This window comes from Pseudomonas sp. AC229 (assembly GCF_979254655.1).
Map to the genome: position 1 here is coordinate 125,590 of NZ_CEEDHK010000004.1, position 17,417 is coordinate 143,006.

At 61.8% G+C, this 17,417-nt stretch carries 14 protein-coding genes; 9 read left to right on the forward strand and 5 right to left on the reverse strand.

What is annotated here, in order from left to right; all coding sequences use genetic code 11:
- Positions 1 to 650 precede the first annotated feature (650 nt).
- Together AC0IW7_RS07085 and AC0IW7_RS07090 are read right to left on the reverse strand one after the other, a co-directional pair.
- Complete coding sequence (locus AC0IW7_RS07085; protein WP_122491976.1) at positions 651 to 1,280, reverse strand: response regulator transcription factor; 630 nt, start codon at positions 1,278 to 1,280, stop codon at positions 651 to 653.
- Entirely contained in the window at positions 1,277 to 3,697 is a 2,421-nt protein-coding gene (locus AC0IW7_RS07090) for a PAS domain-containing sensor histidine kinase (protein ID WP_471816694.1), read from the reverse strand. Before AC0IW7_RS07090 ends, AC0IW7_RS07085 begins: the two co-directional genes overlap by 4 nt.
- 137 nt (positions 3,698 to 3,834) lie before the next feature.
- Here AC0IW7_RS07090 and AC0IW7_RS07095 point away from each other — a divergent pair, with 137 nt between their 5' ends.
- Complete coding sequence (locus tag AC0IW7_RS07095; protein WP_471816696.1) at positions 3,835 to 4,899, forward strand: alpha/beta hydrolase family protein; 1,065 nt, start codon at positions 3,835 to 3,837, stop codon at positions 4,897 to 4,899.
- Between the two features lie 211 nt (positions 4,900 to 5,110).
- On the opposite strand, the gene AC0IW7_RS07100 is transcribed toward AC0IW7_RS07095, so the two are convergent.
- The 3 genes from AC0IW7_RS07100 to AC0IW7_RS07110 are packed head-to-tail and all read right to left on the reverse strand — an operon-like array spanning position 5,111 to position 7,577.
- Positions 5,111 to 5,884 (reverse strand): TerB family tellurite resistance protein, encoded by a 774-nt coding sequence (locus AC0IW7_RS07100; RefSeq protein WP_471816698.1) that lies wholly within the window; start codon positions 5,882 to 5,884, stop codon positions 5,111 to 5,113.
- Positions 5,884 to 6,555: an N-acetylmuramate alpha-1-phosphate uridylyltransferase MurU gene (gene murU / locus AC0IW7_RS07105; protein WP_471816700.1), complete on the reverse strand. Its 672-nt coding sequence runs from the start codon at positions 6,553 to 6,555 to the stop codon at positions 5,884 to 5,886. Before murU ends, AC0IW7_RS07100 begins: the two co-directional genes overlap by 1 nt.
- Positions 6,552 to 7,577 (reverse strand): aminoglycoside phosphotransferase family protein, encoded by a 1,026-nt coding sequence (locus tag AC0IW7_RS07110; RefSeq protein ID WP_471816702.1) that lies wholly within the window; start codon positions 7,575 to 7,577, stop codon positions 6,552 to 6,554. Before AC0IW7_RS07110 ends, murU begins: the two co-directional genes overlap by 4 nt.
- 126 nt (positions 7,578 to 7,703) lie before the next feature.
- Here AC0IW7_RS07110 and AC0IW7_RS07115 point away from each other — a divergent pair, with 126 nt between their 5' ends.
- The 8 genes from AC0IW7_RS07115 (at position 7,704) to AC0IW7_RS07150 (ending at position 17,342) form a co-directional block, all read left to right on the forward strand.
- Positions 7,704 to 10,424: an LPS-assembly protein LptD gene (locus AC0IW7_RS07115; RefSeq protein ID WP_471816704.1), complete on the forward strand. Its 2,721-nt coding sequence runs from the start codon at positions 7,704 to 7,706 to the stop codon at positions 10,422 to 10,424.
- Complete coding sequence (locus AC0IW7_RS07120; protein ID WP_471816706.1) at positions 10,405 to 11,697, forward strand: peptidylprolyl isomerase; 1,293 nt, start codon at positions 10,405 to 10,407, stop codon at positions 11,695 to 11,697. Before AC0IW7_RS07115 ends, AC0IW7_RS07120 begins: the two co-directional genes overlap by 20 nt.
- Positions 11,694 to 12,680, forward strand: coding sequence for a 4-hydroxythreonine-4-phosphate dehydrogenase PdxA (pdxA, locus tag AC0IW7_RS07125; protein ID WP_471816708.1), 987 nt, complete (start codon positions 11,694 to 11,696; stop codon positions 12,678 to 12,680). The genes AC0IW7_RS07120 and pdxA overlap by 4 nt, the downstream gene beginning before the upstream one ends.
- A 75-nt stretch (positions 12,681 to 12,755) precedes the next feature.
- Positions 12,756 to 13,571, forward strand: a complete 816-nt coding sequence (gene rsmA, locus AC0IW7_RS07130) for a 16S rRNA (adenine(1518)-N(6)/adenine(1519)-N(6))-dimethyltransferase RsmA (RefSeq protein WP_122451613.1) — start codon at positions 12,756 to 12,758, stop codon at positions 13,569 to 13,571.
- A 37-nt stretch (positions 13,572 to 13,608) separates the two neighbouring features.
- Entirely contained in the window at positions 13,609 to 13,989 is a 381-nt protein-coding gene (gene apaG / locus AC0IW7_RS07135; protein ID WP_471816710.1) for a Co2+/Mg2+ efflux protein ApaG, read from the forward strand.
- A complete protein-coding gene (locus tag AC0IW7_RS07140; protein WP_471816712.1) occupies positions 13,989 to 14,813 on the forward strand; it encodes a symmetrical bis(5'-nucleosyl)-tetraphosphatase in 825 nt (274 codons plus the stop codon). The genes apaG and AC0IW7_RS07140 overlap by 1 nt, the downstream gene beginning before the upstream one ends.
- Positions 14,810 to 15,139, forward strand: coding sequence for a thiosulfate sulfurtransferase GlpE (glpE, locus tag AC0IW7_RS07145; protein WP_471816714.1), 330 nt, complete (start codon positions 14,810 to 14,812; stop codon positions 15,137 to 15,139). Before AC0IW7_RS07140 ends, glpE begins: the two co-directional genes overlap by 4 nt.
- 280 nt (positions 15,140 to 15,419) lie before the next feature.
- The gene (locus tag AC0IW7_RS07150; RefSeq protein ID WP_122451616.1) at positions 15,420 to 17,342 is read left to right on the forward strand and encodes a PrkA family serine protein kinase; all 1,923 of its coding nucleotides are present in this window, start codon (positions 15,420 to 15,422) and stop codon (positions 17,340 to 17,342) included.
- Positions 17,343 to 17,417: the final 75 nt, after the last annotated feature.

Genomic DNA, 17,417 nt, shown 5'->3' on the forward strand with positions numbered 1-17,417 from the left:
ATCGGGGCGGTTGCGCGCGCCTCAACGCTTGTTCTCGTCCGGGATCTGCCAGACGCACCCAGATTCCCGAAAACACATCCGTCATCCTCGCGAACGCGGGGATCCAGAATTTTTCGGCGTATAGACATGTTTGACTACAGAGAATGTACGGCCTGGCTTTCGAATTCTGCGCACCCCTCACGCCTGCGCTCGGCACAAAACTCTGGATCCCCGCTTTCGCGAGGATGACGGTGGTTTGGCCAATCTGCCGGACATACGCCTATTCCCGCACATACATTCGTCATCCTCGCGGACGCGGGAATCCAGAATTTTTCGGCGTACAGACATGTTGGACTGCAGAGAATGTACGGCCTGGCTTTCCAATTCTGCGCATCGCTCACGCCTGCGCCCGGCACAAAACTCTGGATCCCCGCTTTCGCGAGGATGACGGAGGTTTGGCCAATCTGCCGGACCTACGCCTATTCCCGCACATACATCCGTCATCCTCGCGAACGCGGGGAGGACGGATGTATGTGCGGTGTGAAGATGGCTAAAGACGTTGGTCGCAGTATTCCCGTAGGAGCCAGCTTGCTGGCGAACCCTGCAAACGAAGGTCGCGAATTGCTTATCCACCGTTCGCCAGCAAGCTGGCTCCTACAAGAGCAGCGCGGCTAGACCAACTTATGCTCCATCGCATACTTAACAAGATCCGCCACAGACGCCGCGTTCAGCTTCTGCATCAACCGCGCTTTATGCGTGCTGATGGTCTTGTTGCTCAGCGCCAACTGCTGCGCAATGTCGTTAACGTTGGCGCCCTGTACGAGCCGTTCGAACACGGAAAATTCCCGTTCCGATAGCCGCGTGTGCAAGGGCCGCGAGTCGGTCAGGCCGACTTCAAACACCATGCGGTCGGCCAGCTCCGGGTCGATGTAACGCCCACCGGCCGCCACGCGGCGAATAGCGGTGAGTAACAGCGCCGGGTCGCTGTCTTTGGTGGCGTATCCGGCGGCGCCGGCTTTCAGGGCGCGGGCGGCCATCTGCGCTTCATCGTGCATGGAAAGCACGAGAATGGCCGGCGGATTGCTCAGCGCGCGGATGCGCGGAATGGCTTCCAGACCGTTGACGCCCGGCATGGAGATGTCGAGCAACACCACTTCGCATTCGGTATGCCGCAGGGTTTCCAGCAACTGCTCGCCATTGCTCGCTTCGCCGGCGACGCAAAGGTCTTTGGCCAGGCCGATCAGTTGCTTGATGCCTTCTCGAACGATGGTGTGGTCTTCGGCGACCAGTACACGAATCACGGTTCAATCTCCTCGTTGCGTGAGGCCAAGGGAATGCGCACGGTCAGGGTGGTGCCCTCGCCGAGTTGGCTGTCCAGGCGCAAGGTGCCGCCCATCATCAGCACGCGCTCGCGCATGCCAACCAAGCCAAACGAGGCGCTGCGTCCGGGCGTGGCGACAAAGCCGACGCCATCGTCGGCGACGGTCAGGCACAGATCGCCCCCTTCGCGTTCCAGCCGCAGCTCGACAGTATGCGCCTGGGCGTGACGCATCACGTTGGTCAGCGCTTCCTGAAGAATGCGGAACAGGCCGATGGCTTTGGCGTCGGCCAGGGTCGGCAGGTTGTCGGGCACTTGCACGATGCAGGGAATTTGCGTGCGCGCTTCGAAGCGCTGGGCTTGCCATTCGATGGCCGAGGCGATGCCCGCGTCGAGGATCGGCGGACGCAAGGCGGTGGCCACGTCGCGTACCAATTGGAAGAGGTTGGCGATCAGCTTTTTCATGCTGTTGAGACGGTCCTGCAAACCGGGATCGAGCTCGGCGTAGGCCAACTCGCACATGGAGGTTTCCAGTTTCAGCACGGTGAGCACTTGGCCCAATTCGTCGTGCACTTCGCGGGCGATGCGGGCTTTTTCTTCTTCGCGCACGCTTTCCAGGTGGGCGGACAATTCCCGCAGTTGGGCGCGCGAGCCGGCCAGCTCCAGTTCAATGCGTTTGTTGTCGGTGATGTCCCAGGCGATGCCGTCCCAGACCACGCTGTTGTCGTCCAGGCGCCGGGCGATGGCTTTGATGTCGGCCCAGCGCTGCTCACCGTCGCGGGTGAGGATGCGCCCTTGCCAGTGCCAGTCGCGGTCGTGGGCGAAAGCTTCATCTTGCGTGCCGTGGTAGCTGGCTTTGTCTTCGCTGTAGACCAGGCTGCGCAGGCCTCGGTCGGACGCCTGCAACACGGCGGCCGGGTAGCCGACCATGCCTTCGCTGCCGTCGCTGATAAAGGCGAATTCCACGTCGGCGCCAACGTGCGCGCGCTCCAGGCGAAACACCATGCCCGGCACGTTGGCCGCGATGCCTTGCAGGCGCGCCTGGCTTTCTTGCAGCGCGGCCAGGGCGCGACGGCGCTCGGTGACGTCGGTGATGTACACCACCAGGTATTCGGCTTGGCGAAAACGCAGAAAGCTCAGCGACACATCGGCCGGCAAGGTCGTGCCATCGGCGCGCAGCAGCGAGCTTTCGAAGCTCAGCGGCTCGCCGTCGCTGCCCCGTGCCCGCTTCCACAGGGCCAGCCAGCGATCCATGTGCAGGTTTGGGTCGAAGGCGGCCAGCGGCAGTTCAACCACGCCGCCGGCCGGGTAGCCGAGCAATTGTTCGGCGGCGCGGTTGGCGTAGCGCACGTGGCTGTCCCAATTGACCCAGAGAATGCCAACGGTGCTTTGGTCGATGGAAAACTGCGTCAGGCGCAGCGCTTCTTCGGCCGCTTGGCGCAGGTCCAGGGCGTGCCGGGCGCTGAGCAGGTCACGCTCCAGACGGCGCACTTGCCGACGCAGCCAGAATAGGCACGCCACGGCGCCGGCCAGCAGCACGGCGAACAAAGAGGTGAGGTTCTGCCAGAAACCTGGCGACTCGCTCAGGCGCGGGTATTTGATTTGCACCCAACGGTTGTGCAATTGGTCGAGCTGTTTGGGCGAGAGCCCGGCCAGGGCTGTGTCGATGATGGCCGAAAGCTGCGGCCAATCGCGGCGGGTGGCCACACGCAGCAATTGCGGAAAGCCAATATCGCCGACCACGGCCAGCTCGGCGAACTCGGCCTCGCCGGAAAGACGACTGAGCTGGGCTTCGTCGATGACCACGTATTTCACGCGCTCGGCCAACAGATTGCGCAAGGCTTGGCGCTCGTTGTCGGCGCCTTGCAGGTTGAGGTTGGAATAGGAGCTGCGCAGGTAGTCGGCCACCGCACTCGGCATACGCACGGCCACGGGGTCGTTGCTGCCTAGCTGCTCGAAGTCCACCGCAGCGCCGCCCACGCGCGCGCCCACCACCAGTTGCGGCACACGCATGTAAGGGTCGGTGAACAGCCACTGGCGCAGGCCGGCCGGGGTTTGCATCTGGCCGGGCGCGATGTCGAACAAGCGCGCCTGGGCGGCGGCTTCGAGGGAGGGTTGGTCGGGGTAGGTTTGCCAGATCAGGTCGACGTGCAGCGCGGCAGCGAGGTCGTTAGCTAGGTCGATATGGGCCCCGGATAACTTCTGTTGGCGGCGGTCCATTTGCGCATAGGGCGCTTGCAGCACCACGCCGACGCGCAGCTGCTTATGGGCCTCGAGCCACGCTTGCTGTTCGCTGCTCAGCGCCAGCGAGGGCGGGGCATCGCTGAGTGCCAGGCCCGGCACCAGACCCAGCAAGACCAGCAATGCGCAGAAGAAAGAGCGGAGCAACGGACGGCACATCCAGCGAAAACCTCGGGGAGGGAACAACGAGCCGGCCTACCTTACTCCAGCCGGCGCACGCACGGCTAAACCTGCGCCTGACAAATGCACGGCCGCCGATTAGGCTGCACCCATCGCCCTTGTTCAGGACTTGCCCGATGCCGCTGTCGCTTCGCCCATCTCTCGCCTTGGTCTCGCTGCTGCTGATTGGCGCGGTGCACGCTGCCGACGAACCGGCCGCCAGCAAGGAAGGCGAACCCGCTGCGGTGGTGGAACGCGCGCCGCTGGCCGAGCGCAGCGTCGACGATGCTGCCGCCCTGGCCAAACGTGTACCGGCCAAGGAGCAACAAATGCTCACGGCCGGCGATGAGCAGTTTCTGGCGTTGTATAAGTTGGCCAACGTGGGCGAGCCCAGCGGCGTGGTGATTTTAATTCCCGGCGACGGCGAAACGGCCGACTGGCCCCTGGCAATGGCGCCGCTGCGGGAAAAACTGCCCGATGCCGGCTGGCACACCTTGAGCCTGAGCCTGCCCGACCCTCAAGGCGACGAGCCGCCGCTGCGCCCACTGCAAGCCACGCCACCGGTCGAAGGCGACAGCAAACCCGCCGAAACCACCGAGCCCGCGCCGGCCACCACGCCGGAAAACGCCGCCGTGCCGGCCGACAACACACCGCCGCCCAGTGGCATAACCGAGGAACAGCGCACCACCCACGCCACCCGCGTGAGCGCCCGAATCGAGGCGGCCATCGCCTTTGCCCAGGAACAAAAAGCCAAGGCCATCGTGTTACTCGGCCATGGCAGCGGCGGCTACTGGGCGGCGCGTTATTTGGCGGATAACAAGCCCAAGCAAGTCAGCAATCTGATTCTGATAGCGGCTGAAAAGCCGGTCGGCTTTTCGCCAGCGCTGGAGGACCTGGTGCCCGCGCTGAAACTGGCCACGGGCGATTTCTACTACCGCGACCTGGCGGCGGACCGTGACAACGCCACGCTGCGTTCGCAGGCGAGCAAGCGGCAGAAGCATCCGGCGTATATCCAGGTGGCGATGGGCGCGTTGCCGGGGGATCGGGCGACGGAGCAGGAGCAGTTGTATCGGCGGGTGAAAGGGTGGCTGAGCCAGCATGTGCAGGCAGGGGCGGCGCGGCCGGATCGGTCGACGCCGGCGAGTGCGCCGGAGCCTGATGCGGTGCCGGAGCCGGTTGAGCCGGCTTCGCCGGGGATTTGAGGGGTGTTGGGGTTGGGCTTTGTTTTTAGGCTTGGTGCGACGGTTGGATTTTGTCGATCTGAGATTCGAGCTTCGGTCCGAAACTCTGGATTCCCGCCTTCGCGGGAATGACGGTGATAGCTATCCAAACCTCCTTCATTCCCGCGTAGGCGGCGGTCCGACGATTCGGAATCCAGCAATGAAAATGGGGCGCTTCGCTAAAAGCCCGCCCTCACCGAAACCCCCGCTGCTCCTTAACCACCGCATACGCACTGTGCAATTCCCGCGTTTTCTCCGTCGCCTCTAGCACCTTCGCCGGACTCGCGCCCGCGCCCACCAGCTTGTCAGGGTGATGCCGACTCAGCAGCCGCCGATAGGCGTTCTTGATGGTTTGCACATCACTGCCATGGGCCACGTTCAGTAAGCGCAGCGCCTGTTCATAGCTGACCACGCTGGTGACGTTGGTGCTTTTGCGCGGTTCGAATTCCGCGCCCAGCGCCGTCACGGCGTCGCGCCCTATGCCCAACCATTTGCCCCACAGCACGATCAGCTCGCGCTCGGTGCTGGTGGCGCGGCCGTCGGCCCAGGCCATGCGCCAGCAGGCGCGCAGCACTTCTTCGGCGGCGCGCAACTCGCTGCGCAAACGACGCAGCGGCAGGCGTAAGCCGTCCTGGCCGTTTTTGCCGCGGGTGAAGGCGTCGATGGCGCGGCGCTGTTCGCCGTCGGTGAGTTGCAGGCGCTGCATTTCGGCGCGGGCTTGCTGGATGTGTACTTCGAGCACTTGGCCGTCACTCTTGGCCAGGCGACCGAGCAGGACGAACAGCAGGTCTTGATCGGACACGCCCACCGGCCGCGCGCCTTTGAGCCGGCCACGCAAGTCGTCCCAGCTTTCCAGGGCCATGCGCCGGTCCACCACCTGACCGAGCAATATGCCCAGCAAAGCGCCCGGGATACTCGCCAGCGCCAGCCCGGCAGTGGCGCCCACGACGGTCGCTGGCCAGAGCATCAGCCGGCCACCGCGAGCAGCTGTTCCACTTCGGCCAGGCGCTCGTGGGTGCCCACGTCGACCCAATGCCCTTGGAAATGCTCGCCGCTTACGCGGCCTGCGGCCATCGCGTCGCGCAGCAGCGGCGCCAGCTTGAACGCGCCCGCCTGGCAGCCGGTAAACAAAGCCGGCGCCAGCACGGCAATGCCGCTGTAGGTGAGCGTGGCGGCGCCGGGCTGGGCATCGCTGAGCTGGCCGTCGCGCAAGGTGAAGTCTCCGGCGCGATGGTGCGCGGGGTTGTCGATCATCACCAGATGAGCCAGGCCGGTGATGTGTCTGGGAATTGCGCGAAAGTCGTAGTCGGTCCAGACGTCGCCGTTGACCACCAGGAAAGGCTCATCGCCGAGCAAGGGCAACGCTTTGTGGATGCCGCCGCCGGTTTCCAGCGGCTCGCCTTCGGGGGAGTAGACGATGCGCAGGCCGAACTGCGAGCCGTCGCCCAGGTGGTCTTCAATCTGCTGACCGAGCCAGGCGTGGTTGATCACCACCTCGCGAAAACCTGCCGCCGCCAGCGCGCGCAGGTGGTATTCGATCAGGGGTTGGCCGGCGACCGGAATCAGCGGCTTGGGCGTATGCAGTGTCAGCGGGCGCATGCGCTCACCTTTGCCGGCCGCCAGAATCATGGCTTTCATGCGGGTACCGCCTTGGATGCGTGCAGGCTGGCAAACAGCTCGCCGAGTTCAGCCAGTTCCGGACGACGCGCGAGCACCGCTTCTATATAGGAGAAGAATCGCGGCACGTCGCCCAGGTATTTCGGCTTGCCGTCGCGGTGGCAGATGCGCGCGAAAATGCCGATAACTTTGAGGTGTCGCTGTACGCCCATGAGGTCGCTGGCGCGCAGGAAATCTTCGAAGTCGGGCTGCACCGGAATGTTCAAGGCCTGCGCTTGCTGCCAGTAGTGGCTCAACCAGGCACGCACACGCGGCTCGGGCCAGCTGAGGAAGGCGTCTTTGAACAAACTGGTGACGTCGTAGGTGACTGGGCCATACACCGCATCCTGAAAATCCAGCACGCCGGGGTTCGGCTCGCTGAGCATCAGATTGCGGGGCATATAGTCGCGATGCACCAGCACCTTTGGCTGGGCCAACGCGCTGTCGATCAACACGGTGCAGATGCGTTGCCAGGCGGCGAGCTGCGCGTCGGTGAATTCCAGCCCCAGTTCGTGGCGCACATACCAGTCGGGGAACAGTTGCAGCTCGCGGTGCAGCAACGCGTGGTCGTAACTGGGCAACGGCGTGTGCGGCGGCAGTTGCTGAAACGCCACCAGCGCGTTCAGCGCATCGGCAAACAAGGCGTCGGCGTTGTCGTCATTAATGACGTCGAGGTAGGTTTGGCGGCCAAGATCTGGCAGCAGCAAAAAGCCGCGTTCGAGGTCTTCGGCCAAAATTTGCGGAACATTTATTTTTGCCTGCGCGAGCAAACCGGCCATTTTTACGAAGGGGCGGCAGTCTTCCTGAGGCGGCGGGGCGTCCATCACGATGAATGTGCGGCCCTCTGCCTGCCAGCGAAAGTAGCGCCGAAAACTGGCGTCGCTGCTAGCTGCAGTAAGGGTTGCAGGCGGAACCGGGCCCCAGCCGCGCGCGGCAAACAGGGCGGGTAATTGCTCATCGAGCCACACGGACAGCTGTTGCAGGCGTACATCTTCATCAAGCATTACAAGGGTCTCCGACGGCCCTAGCCGTTGTGCGGGTCATGCTTTATTATCCAGCATCTTTTTCAGCCCATCGAGAGGCGTGCGGTCCTAGCGGGCCGATGGCGCGCAGGAAGCCCGGACTACAAGATGGCAGTAAAATACCCCGCGTTTCGTAAAAAATTCCCTCTGCTGGTTACCGGCAGCCTATTGGCTTTGCAACCTGTTGCCACGCAATACGTGGTCGCCGCTGAGCAGTATGACTGCGCTGTGTCGGCTACGGGTGGTTGGGCATGTTCGCCAAAATCGAACACTGCCGTGTTGCCACCTCGCCCGGTGCATAGCGCCGGCGCGGTCAGCTCATTGGCCGGCACCTCGGCCGAGAAGACCAGCACGGTCGCCTCGGGTGAAGCCGTTGCCACTGAGGCCAAGCCTCAGTTGGTGACCCAGAGCAAAGGCAAAGCGTTGAAGTCTCGCAGTGCTGACTACAGTCACCTCGACTGGGTTCCGCGCGACAAGCTCACCGCCGAGCAACTGGCCGAAACCGGCCCGTACTGCTCCGGTGCGTACATCGAGCCGGAACGTCCGGGCATGAAAGACAAAACCGCCAAGAAAGATGCGCCGACCTATGTGTCTGCCAAAGCCTCGCGCTATGAGCAGGAACAACAGGTAGCGACCTTGGCCGGTGATGTGGTGATGCGCCAGGGCAGCATGCAGGTGGAGGCCGACGAGGCCAGCCTGCTGCAAGCTGAAAACCGTGGCGAGCTGAACGGCAACGTGCGTCTGCGTGACAACGGCGCCTTGGTGGTCGGTGACCACGCTCAGCTGCAACTCGATACCGGCGAAGCGCAAATCGACAACGCCGAATACGTGCTGCACAAATCCAGCGTTCGCGGCAACGCGCTGTATGCCAAGCGCCAGGAAGATTCGATCATCCGCCTCAAGGATGGTACGTACACTCGCTGCGAACCGGGCAGCAACGCCTGGAACCTGAAGGGCAACAACATCACCTTGAACCCGGCGACCGGCTTCGGTACCGCGACCAACGTGACCCTGCGGGTTAAAGACATTCCGATCTTCTACACCCCGTACATCTATTTCCCAATCGACGACCGTCGCCAGTCCGGCTTCCTGCCGCCGAGCATCGGCTCGTCCAGCGACACCGGCCTGATGCTGGTTACGCCGTACTACTTCAACCTGGCGCCTAACTACGACGCCACCTTGTATCCACGCTTCATGTCCGAGCGCGGCGTGTTGATGGAAGGCGAGTTCCGCTACCTCACCGAAAGCAGCGAAGGCCAGGTCAGCGCTGCTTACCTGGATGACGGCGACGACGAGCGCAAGGACGAGCCCAAGTACGAAGATCAACGTTATCTGTACAGCCTGAAAAACCAGACCGGCCTCGATTCGCGTCTGCTGGGCACGGTCGACTACACCAAGATCAGCGACCCGTACTATTTCCAGGATCTGGAAACCGACCTCGACGTTAGCAGCCAGACCTTCGTAAACCAGCAAGGCGCGCTCACATACCGTGGCGACAGCTTCGATGCCAAGCTCAATATGCATGCGTATCAGCTGGCCACCGTGACCGACGTGACCCCGTACGACCGTCTGCCTCAGGTGACGTTTGACGGCGTTCTGCCGTTCCAACCGGGCGGTGTGAACTTCACCTACAACACCGAGTTTGTACGCTTCGACCGCGATCTGGACGAGTACGACTATCTCAACACGAGTAGCCCAGATAGCTATCTGACTGGCCTTACCCGCGCAACGGGCGACCGCATCCACTTGGAGCCAGGCGTAAGCCTGCCGCTGAACTGGAACTGGGGTTACGTCAAACCGACGATGAAGTATCTGTACACCGACTACGACCTGGATCTCGATCAGAAAGGCAAGAATGACCTCGCGACTGCCGGCAACGATTTCCAGAACAGCCAGGACCGTGGCGTGCCGTTGTACAGCGTCGACAGCGGCCTGTACTTCGACCGCAACACGACTTTGTTTGGCAACAACTACCGCCAGACCCTCGAGCCGCGCCTGTATTACCTGAACGTGCCGTATCGCGATCAGTCGGACATCCCGATTTTCGACACCAGCGAAACGCCGTTCAGCTATGCCTCGCTGTTCCGTGAAAACCGCTTCTCCAGCAGCGACCGTATTGGCGATGCCAACCAACTGTCGCTGGGCACCAGCAGCAGCTTTATCGAGGAAAACGGCTTCGAGCGCGCCAGCGTTGCGATCGGCCAGACCTTCTACTTCGAAGACCGCAAAGTGCAGTTGCCAGGTATCGAAGCTAAAGACGAAGCCTCGGTGTCGCCGTATGCATTGACCGGCCAATACCGCATCAACCGTGACTGGCGTGTCAGCTCCGACCTGAACTGGGATCCGGACGCCGGCGAAACCCGTTCCGGTAACGTGATGGCGCATTACCAGCCAGAAGCGAACCCCGGCAAAATCGTTAACGCCGGCTACCGCTACCGTAACGACGTCAAACGCTTCAACCCGCAAACCGGGTTATTCGAAGTGGGCGGCGAGGAATACAAGATCGATCAGTCCGACTTCTCGGTTATCTGGCCGGTCGTACCGCAGTGGAGCGCCATCGCTCGCTGGCAGTTCGACTACAACCAGAGCCGTACGCTGGAGGCCTTTGGTGGTTTCGAGTACGACAACTGCTGCTGGAAACTGCGTCTGATCAACCGTTACTGGGTTGAGTACGACGAATTCGACTTGAAACGCGAAGCCAATGGCGACCGCGGGATCTTCCTGCAAATCGTGCTGAAAGGCCTCGGCGGCGTTATCGGCAACAAAGTCGAGAGTTTCCTCGACCAAGGCATCCAAGGTTATCGTCAACGTGAAGACCAAGCTTATTGATTGTCTGCGCCCGCTGCTGCTGGGCGCCATGCTTCTGGGTACCGCGGCACACGCCGACGTGCAGTCCATTGACCGCGTTGTGGCTATCGTCGACAACGACGTAATCATGCAAAGCCAATTGGACGGCCGCCTGCGCGAGGTTCAACAAACCATCGCCAAGCGCGGTGCCGCACTGCCGCCGGAGCACGTACTGAGCCAGCAAGTGCTGGAACGCCTGATCATCGAAAACCTGCAACTGCAGATCGGTGATCGCTCGGGCATCCGCATTACTGACGAAGAACTGAACCAGGCCATCGGCACCATCGCTCAGCGCAACAACATGAGTGTCGAGCAATTCCAGGCGGCGCTGGCGCAGGACGGCTTGTCGTTCAACGAAGCCCGTGAGCAAGTGCGTCGCGAGATGATCATTAGCCGTGTGCGCCAGCGCCGTGTGGCCGAACGCATTCAGGTAACGGATCAGGAAGTGCAGAACTTCCTCGCCTCCGATCTGGGCAAAATGCAGCTTTCGCAGGAATACCACCTGGCCAACATCCTGATTCCGGTGCCGGAAAGCTCCTCGCCGGAAACCATTCAGGCTGCGGACAAACAAGCCAACGCTATCTATCAGCAGCTGAAGCAAGGCGCTGACTTCGCCCAGCTGGCTATTTCCAGCTCCGGCAGTGAAACGGCGCTGGAAGGCGGCGACATGGGCTGGCGTAAAGCCGCTCAATTGCCCTCTCCGTTCGACAACATGGTTGGCGCGCTGGCAGTTGGCGACGTCACCGAGCCAGTGCGCACGCCGGGCGGCTTCATCATCATCAAGCTGTTGGAAAAACGCGGCGGCGACAGCCAGATGCGTGACGAAGTACATGTTCGTCATATCCTGATCAAGCCGAGCGAGATCCGCACCGAAGCTGAAACCCAGCGCCTGGTCGAGCGTCTGTACGACCGCATCCTGGCCGGCGAAGACTTCGGCGAACTGGCGAAAAGCTTCTCTGAAGATCCGGGTTCGGCACTCAACGGCGGCGACCTCAACTGGATTGATCCGAGCACCCTGGTGCCGGAGTTCCAGCGCGTGATGGCCAATACCGCCAGCGGCGAAGTGTCCAAACCGTTCAAGAGCCCTTACGGCTGGCACGTTCTGGAAGTGCTTGGCCGTCGCGCCACGGACAGCAGTGACGAGTTCCGCAAGCAGCAGGCCCTCAACGCTCTGCGCAACCGTAAGTACGACGAAGAGCTGCAAGCCTGGTTGCGCCAGATTCGCGACGAGGCATACGTAGAAGTCAAACTGTGACCCTACCGCGCTTCGCTCTTACTCCCGGCGAGCCGGCCGGCATAGGTCCCGACCTGTGCCTGCTGCTTGCCCAGCACGCCCAGCCTTATCCCCTGATCGCCATCTCCAGCCGCGACCTGCTCACCGAGCGGGCCGCGCAATTAGGCGTGGCGGTTCAGGCGGTGGCGGTCACGCCAGACGCCTGGCCCGACGCCCCCGCACCTGCCGGCACCCTGTACGTATGGGACACGCCGCTACGCAGCGCCGTAACCGCCGGCCAGCTCGACTCGCGCAACGCCGCTTATGTACTCGAAACCCTGACGCGCGCCGGTGAAGGCTGCCTGCACGGCGATTTCGCCGGAATGATTACGGCGCCCGTGCACAAGGGTGTGATTAACGAAGCGGGCATCGTGTTCTCTGGCCACACCGAGTTTCTCGCCGACCTCACCCACACCGAACAAGTGGTGATGATGCTCGCGACGCGCGGCCTGCGGGTGGCGCTGGTGACCACGCACTTGCCGCTCAAGGACGTGGCTGCAGCCATTACTCCTGAGCGCCTGGCACGGGTGACGCGCATTCTGCACGCCGATCTGGTGAACAAGTTCGGCATCGCGGCACCCCGAATCCTGGTGTGCGGCCTGAACCCTCATGCGGGCGAAGGCGGTCACCTGGGCCGCGAAGAAATTGAAATCATCGAACCGACGTTGGCATCGCTGCGTACTGAAGGGTTGAACCTTATCGGACCACTGCCGGCCGATACCTTATTCACGCCCAAGCATCTGGACCACTGTGACGCCGTGTTGGCGATGTACCACGACCAGGGACTGCCGGTGTTGAAGTACAAAGGTTTCGGCGCCGCGGTAAACGTTACTCTCGGCCTGCCGATCATTCGCACCTCGGTCGACCACGGCACCGCTCTGGATCTGGCCGGCTCCGGCAAGATCGACACCGGCAGCCTGCAAGTCGCCCTCGAAACGGCCTATCAGATGGCCGAAAGCCGGTAAGCCGGCCTTTCTTTTGCCGCGTCCTGCGCCTTAACTGGCAGACAGGTCGCCCGCCCCACTAGCAGCAGAGCCACTATGACTGAGCACTACCAACATCGCGCCCGTAAGCGCTTCGGCCAGAACTTTCTGCACGATGCCGGGGTTATTCACCGCATTCTGCGCGCCATTCACGCCCGCCCCGGTGAGCGCCTGCTGGAAATCGGGCCGGGTCAGGGCGCGCTGACCGAAGGCCTGTTGTCCAGCGGCGGCACGTTGGATGTTGTAGAGCTGGACCTGGACTTGATCCCGATCCTCAAGAGCAAGTTCGACAGCAACCCCAACTTCAGCCTGCACCAGGGCGACGCGTTGAAGTTTGACTTCACCAGCCTCAACCCGGCCCCCAACAGCCTGCGCGTAGTCGGCAACCTGCCGTACAACATTTCCACGCCGCTGATTTTTCACCTGCTCGACAACGCCAGCCTGATTCGCGATATGCACTTCATGCTGCAAAAGGAAGTCGTAGAGCGCCTGGCCGCGACGCCGGGCGGTGGCGATTGGGGGCGACTGTCGATCATGGTGCAGTACCACTGCGACGTGGAGCACCTGTTCAACGTCGGATCGGGCGCGTTCAACCCGGCGCCAAAGGTGGACTCGGCCATTGTTCGGCTGGTGCCGCACGCCACCCTGCCCCACCCGGCCAAAGATCACCGTTTACTCGAGCGCGTAGTGCGCGAAGCGTTCAACCAGCGCCGCAAAACCTTGCGCAATACGCTTAAAGCCCTGCTCACCAGCGAGGCCATCGAAGCCGCGCAGGTCGACGGCAGCCTGCGTCCCGAGCAGCTCGACCTGGCCGCCTTCGTGCGCCTGGCCGACAAACTGCACGAGCAGACAATTGCCGCGCCCGCGCACTAAACTCGTTATTCAGCAGTTCGCTAACCGAGCCATTCGTATGTCCGATGCCCGTTATCAGATCGACGTCAACGTCGTGACCCGTTACCTCCCGGAGCAGTCGCAGCCGGACCAGAACCGTTTTGCTTTTGCATACACCGTGACCATCCGCAACAACGGTGAGCTTCCGGCAAAGTTGCTCTCGCGTCACTGGCTGATCACCGACGGCGACGGCCGCGTGCAAGAAGTGCGCGGCCCAGGCGTTATCGGCCAGCAGCCGACCATTGAGGCCGGTGGCAGCCACACCTACAGCAGCGGCACGCTGATGGCCACACGGGTGGGCAACATGCAGGGCAGCTATCAAATGCAGGCCGAAGACGGCAAGCGCTTCGACGCCCTCATCGCGCCGTTCCGCCTGGCCGTGCCGGGGGCTCTGCACTGATGGCGGTGTACGCCGTTGGCGACCTGCAAGGTTGTCTGGATCCGCTGAAATGCCTGCTCGACCGGGTAGCCTTCGACCCCGCCACCGACCGGCTGTGGCTGGTCGGTGATCTGGTCAACCGTGGGCCGCAATCGCTGGAAACCCTGCGTTTCCTCTATGCCATGCGCGAATCGCTGGTGTGCGTGCTGGGCAATCATGACCTGCACTTGCTCGCCGTCGCGAACAACATCGAGCGCATGAAGAAAGGCGACACCCTGAGCGAGATTCTCGAGGCGCCCGACCGCACGGACCTGCTCGACTGGCTGCGCCAGCAAAAACTGCTGCACTACGACGCCGACCGTGACATCGCCATGGTGCACGCCGGCATTCCGCCGCAATGGACGCTCAAGAAAGCCCTGCGCTGCGCTGCCGAAGTCGAAGAAGCGCTGCGCGACGACACGCGTTTCCTGCCCTTTCTGGACGGCATGTACGGCAATGAGCCGGCACGTTGGGACAGCGACCTCAAGGGCGTCACACGCCTGCGGGTCATCACCAACTACTTCACCCGCATGCGCTTTTGCAAAGCCGACGGCACCCTCGACCTGAAAAGCAAAGAGGGCGTTGGCAGCGCGCCGCCGGGGTTCCAGCCCTGGTTTAGCCACAAGCAACGCAAGACGGCCGGGCAGAAAATCATTTTCGGCCACTGGGCTGCCCTCGAAGGGCGCTGCAACGAACCGGGCGTTACCGCGCTGGACACTGGCTGTGTCTGGGGCAATGCCATGACCCTACTCAACGTCGACAGCGGCGAGCGCCACAGCTGCGACTGCAAGGAGACCCCCGTATGAGCGAATTCAAACGCATCCCCCCCGAACAGGCACAGGCACTGCGCGAAAGCGGCGCCGTGGTCGTGGATGTTCGCGATCCGCAAAGCTTCGCCATGGGTCATATCAGCGGCTCGCGCCACCTGGACAATCACTCCCTGCACGATTTCATCACCCAGGCCGACCTCGACGCCCCGTTGATCGTCTCCTGCTACCACGGCAATTCCAGCCAGAGCGCCGCTGCCTACCTGGTCAGCCAGGGCTTTTCCGAGGTCTACAGCCTCGACGGCGGCTTCGAACTGTGGCGCGCCACCTTCCCTGGCGAGATCGCCAGCGAGGCTGAGGAATAATTTTTTTCCGACCCGTCTAGCCCGCGCCCCGTCTGGCTTCTCGCCTTCCTGTAACAAAGACCGACACATCCTTATTGTTTGTCGGTCCTTGACCTCTCCAATTACGAACTATCCTTACCTCAGGCCATCCATACAGGGGAGAGCCGGCACACCGGCTTCCGGGGCTATCGGCAGCGACCTTTAGGTGTTCTGGGGGAATCTCATTTGCTGACTCGTCGGCAGATTGCCAGCACCCGCTCGACCGATCCCGCCCGGCTCGACCATCAAGCGAGGTGACGTCATGAGTATTTTCAGCCACTTCCAGCAACGCTTCGAAGCGACTCGCCAGGAGGAGTATTCCCTTCAGGAGTACCTCGACCTGTGCAAACAGGACAAAAGCGCCTACGCCACAGCGGCCGAGCGCCTACTGATGGCCATAGGCGAGCCGGAACTGATCGACACCTCGCACAACTCCAGGCTGTCGCGAATCTTCTCCAACAAGGTGATTCGTCGATATCCCGCCTTTGAAGATTTTCACGGGATGGAAGAGTGCATCGACCAGATCGTGTCCTACTTCCGCCATGCCGCTCAGGGCCTGGAAGAGAAGAAACAAATCCTCTATCTCCTCGGCCCGGTGGGCGGCGGCAAGTCATCGCTGGCGGAAAAGCTCAAACAGCTGATGGAGAAGGTGCCCTTCTATGCCATCAAAGGCTCGCCGGTGTTCGAGTCGCCGCTGGGGCTGTTCAACCCGGCTGAAGACGGCACCATTCTCGAAGAAGACTTCGGCATTCCGCGGCGCTACCTCAGCACCATCATGTCGCCGTGGGCCACCAAGCGTCTGGCCGAATTCGGCGGCGACATCAGCCAGTTCCGCGTGGTGAAGCTCTACCCGTCCATCCTCAACCAGATCGCGGTAGCGAAAACCGAGCCGGGTGATGACAACAACCAAGACATTTCCGCGCTGGTCGGTAAGGTCGATATTCGCAAGCTAGAAGAATTCCCACAGAACGACGCCGACGCCTACAGCTATTCCGGGGCGCTGTGCCGCGCCAACCAGGGGATGATGGAATTCGTCGAGATGTTCAAGGCGCCGATCAAGGTCTTGCACCCACTGCTCACCGCCACCCAGGAAGGTAACTACAACAGTACCGAAGGCCTCGGCGCCATTCCGTTCATGGGCGTGTTGCTGGCGCACTCCAACGAATCGGAGTGGCACAGCTTCCGCAATAACAAGAACAACGAGGCGTTCATCGACCGGATTTACATCGTCAAGGTGCCGTACTGCCTGCGCGTTAGCGATGAGATCAAGATCTACGACAAGCTGCTGTTCAACAGCTCCCTCGCCAAAGCCCATTGCGCGCCCGACACGCTGAAAATGCTGGCGCAGTTCTCGGTGCTGTCGCGCCTGAAAGAGCCCGACAACTCCAACGTCTACTCAAAAATGCGCGTGTACGACGGCGAGAACCTGAAGGACACCGACCCCAAAGCCAAGTCGATACAGGAATACCGCGACAGCGCGGGCGTGGACGAGGGCATGAACGGCCTTTCGACCCGCTTCGCCTTCAAGATTCTGTCCAAGGTATTCAACTTCGACCCGCACGAAATTGCCGCCAACCCGGTGCACTTGCTGTACGTGTTGGAGCAGCAGATCGAGCAGGAGCAATTCCCGGCCGAGGTGCGCGAACGCTACCTGCGTTACATCAAGGAATACCTGGCGCCGCGTTACATCGAATTCATCGGCAAGGAAATTCAAACCGCCTACCTGGAGTCCTACAGCGAATACGGGCAAAACATCTTCGATCGTTACGTGCTGTACGCGGATTTCTGGATTCAGGATCAGGAATATCGCGACCCGGAAACCGGCGAGATTCTTAACCGCGTGGCGCTCAACGAAGAGCTGGAGAAAATCGAGAAACCGGCCGGCATCAGCAATCCGAAGGATTTCCGCAACGAGATCGTCAACTTCGTATTACGCGCCCGCGCCAACAACAACGGCAAGAATCCGACCTGGCTCAGCTACGAGAAACTGCGCGTAGTGATCGAGAAGAAAATGTTTTCCAACACCGAAGACCTGCTGCCGGTCATCAGTTTCAACGCCAAAGCCAGCAAGGAGGACCAACAGAAACACAACGATTTTGTCTCGCGGATGGTCGAGCGCGGCTACACCGACAAGCAGGTACGCCTGCTGTCCGAATGGTACCTGCGGGTTCGTAAGTCGCAGTAACCTGCTACGTCGGATTCGTCCGACGTCGTTGCCGCAAGGCCTGTTTCCACCAGGCCATATGAGCCGCTCCGGGTC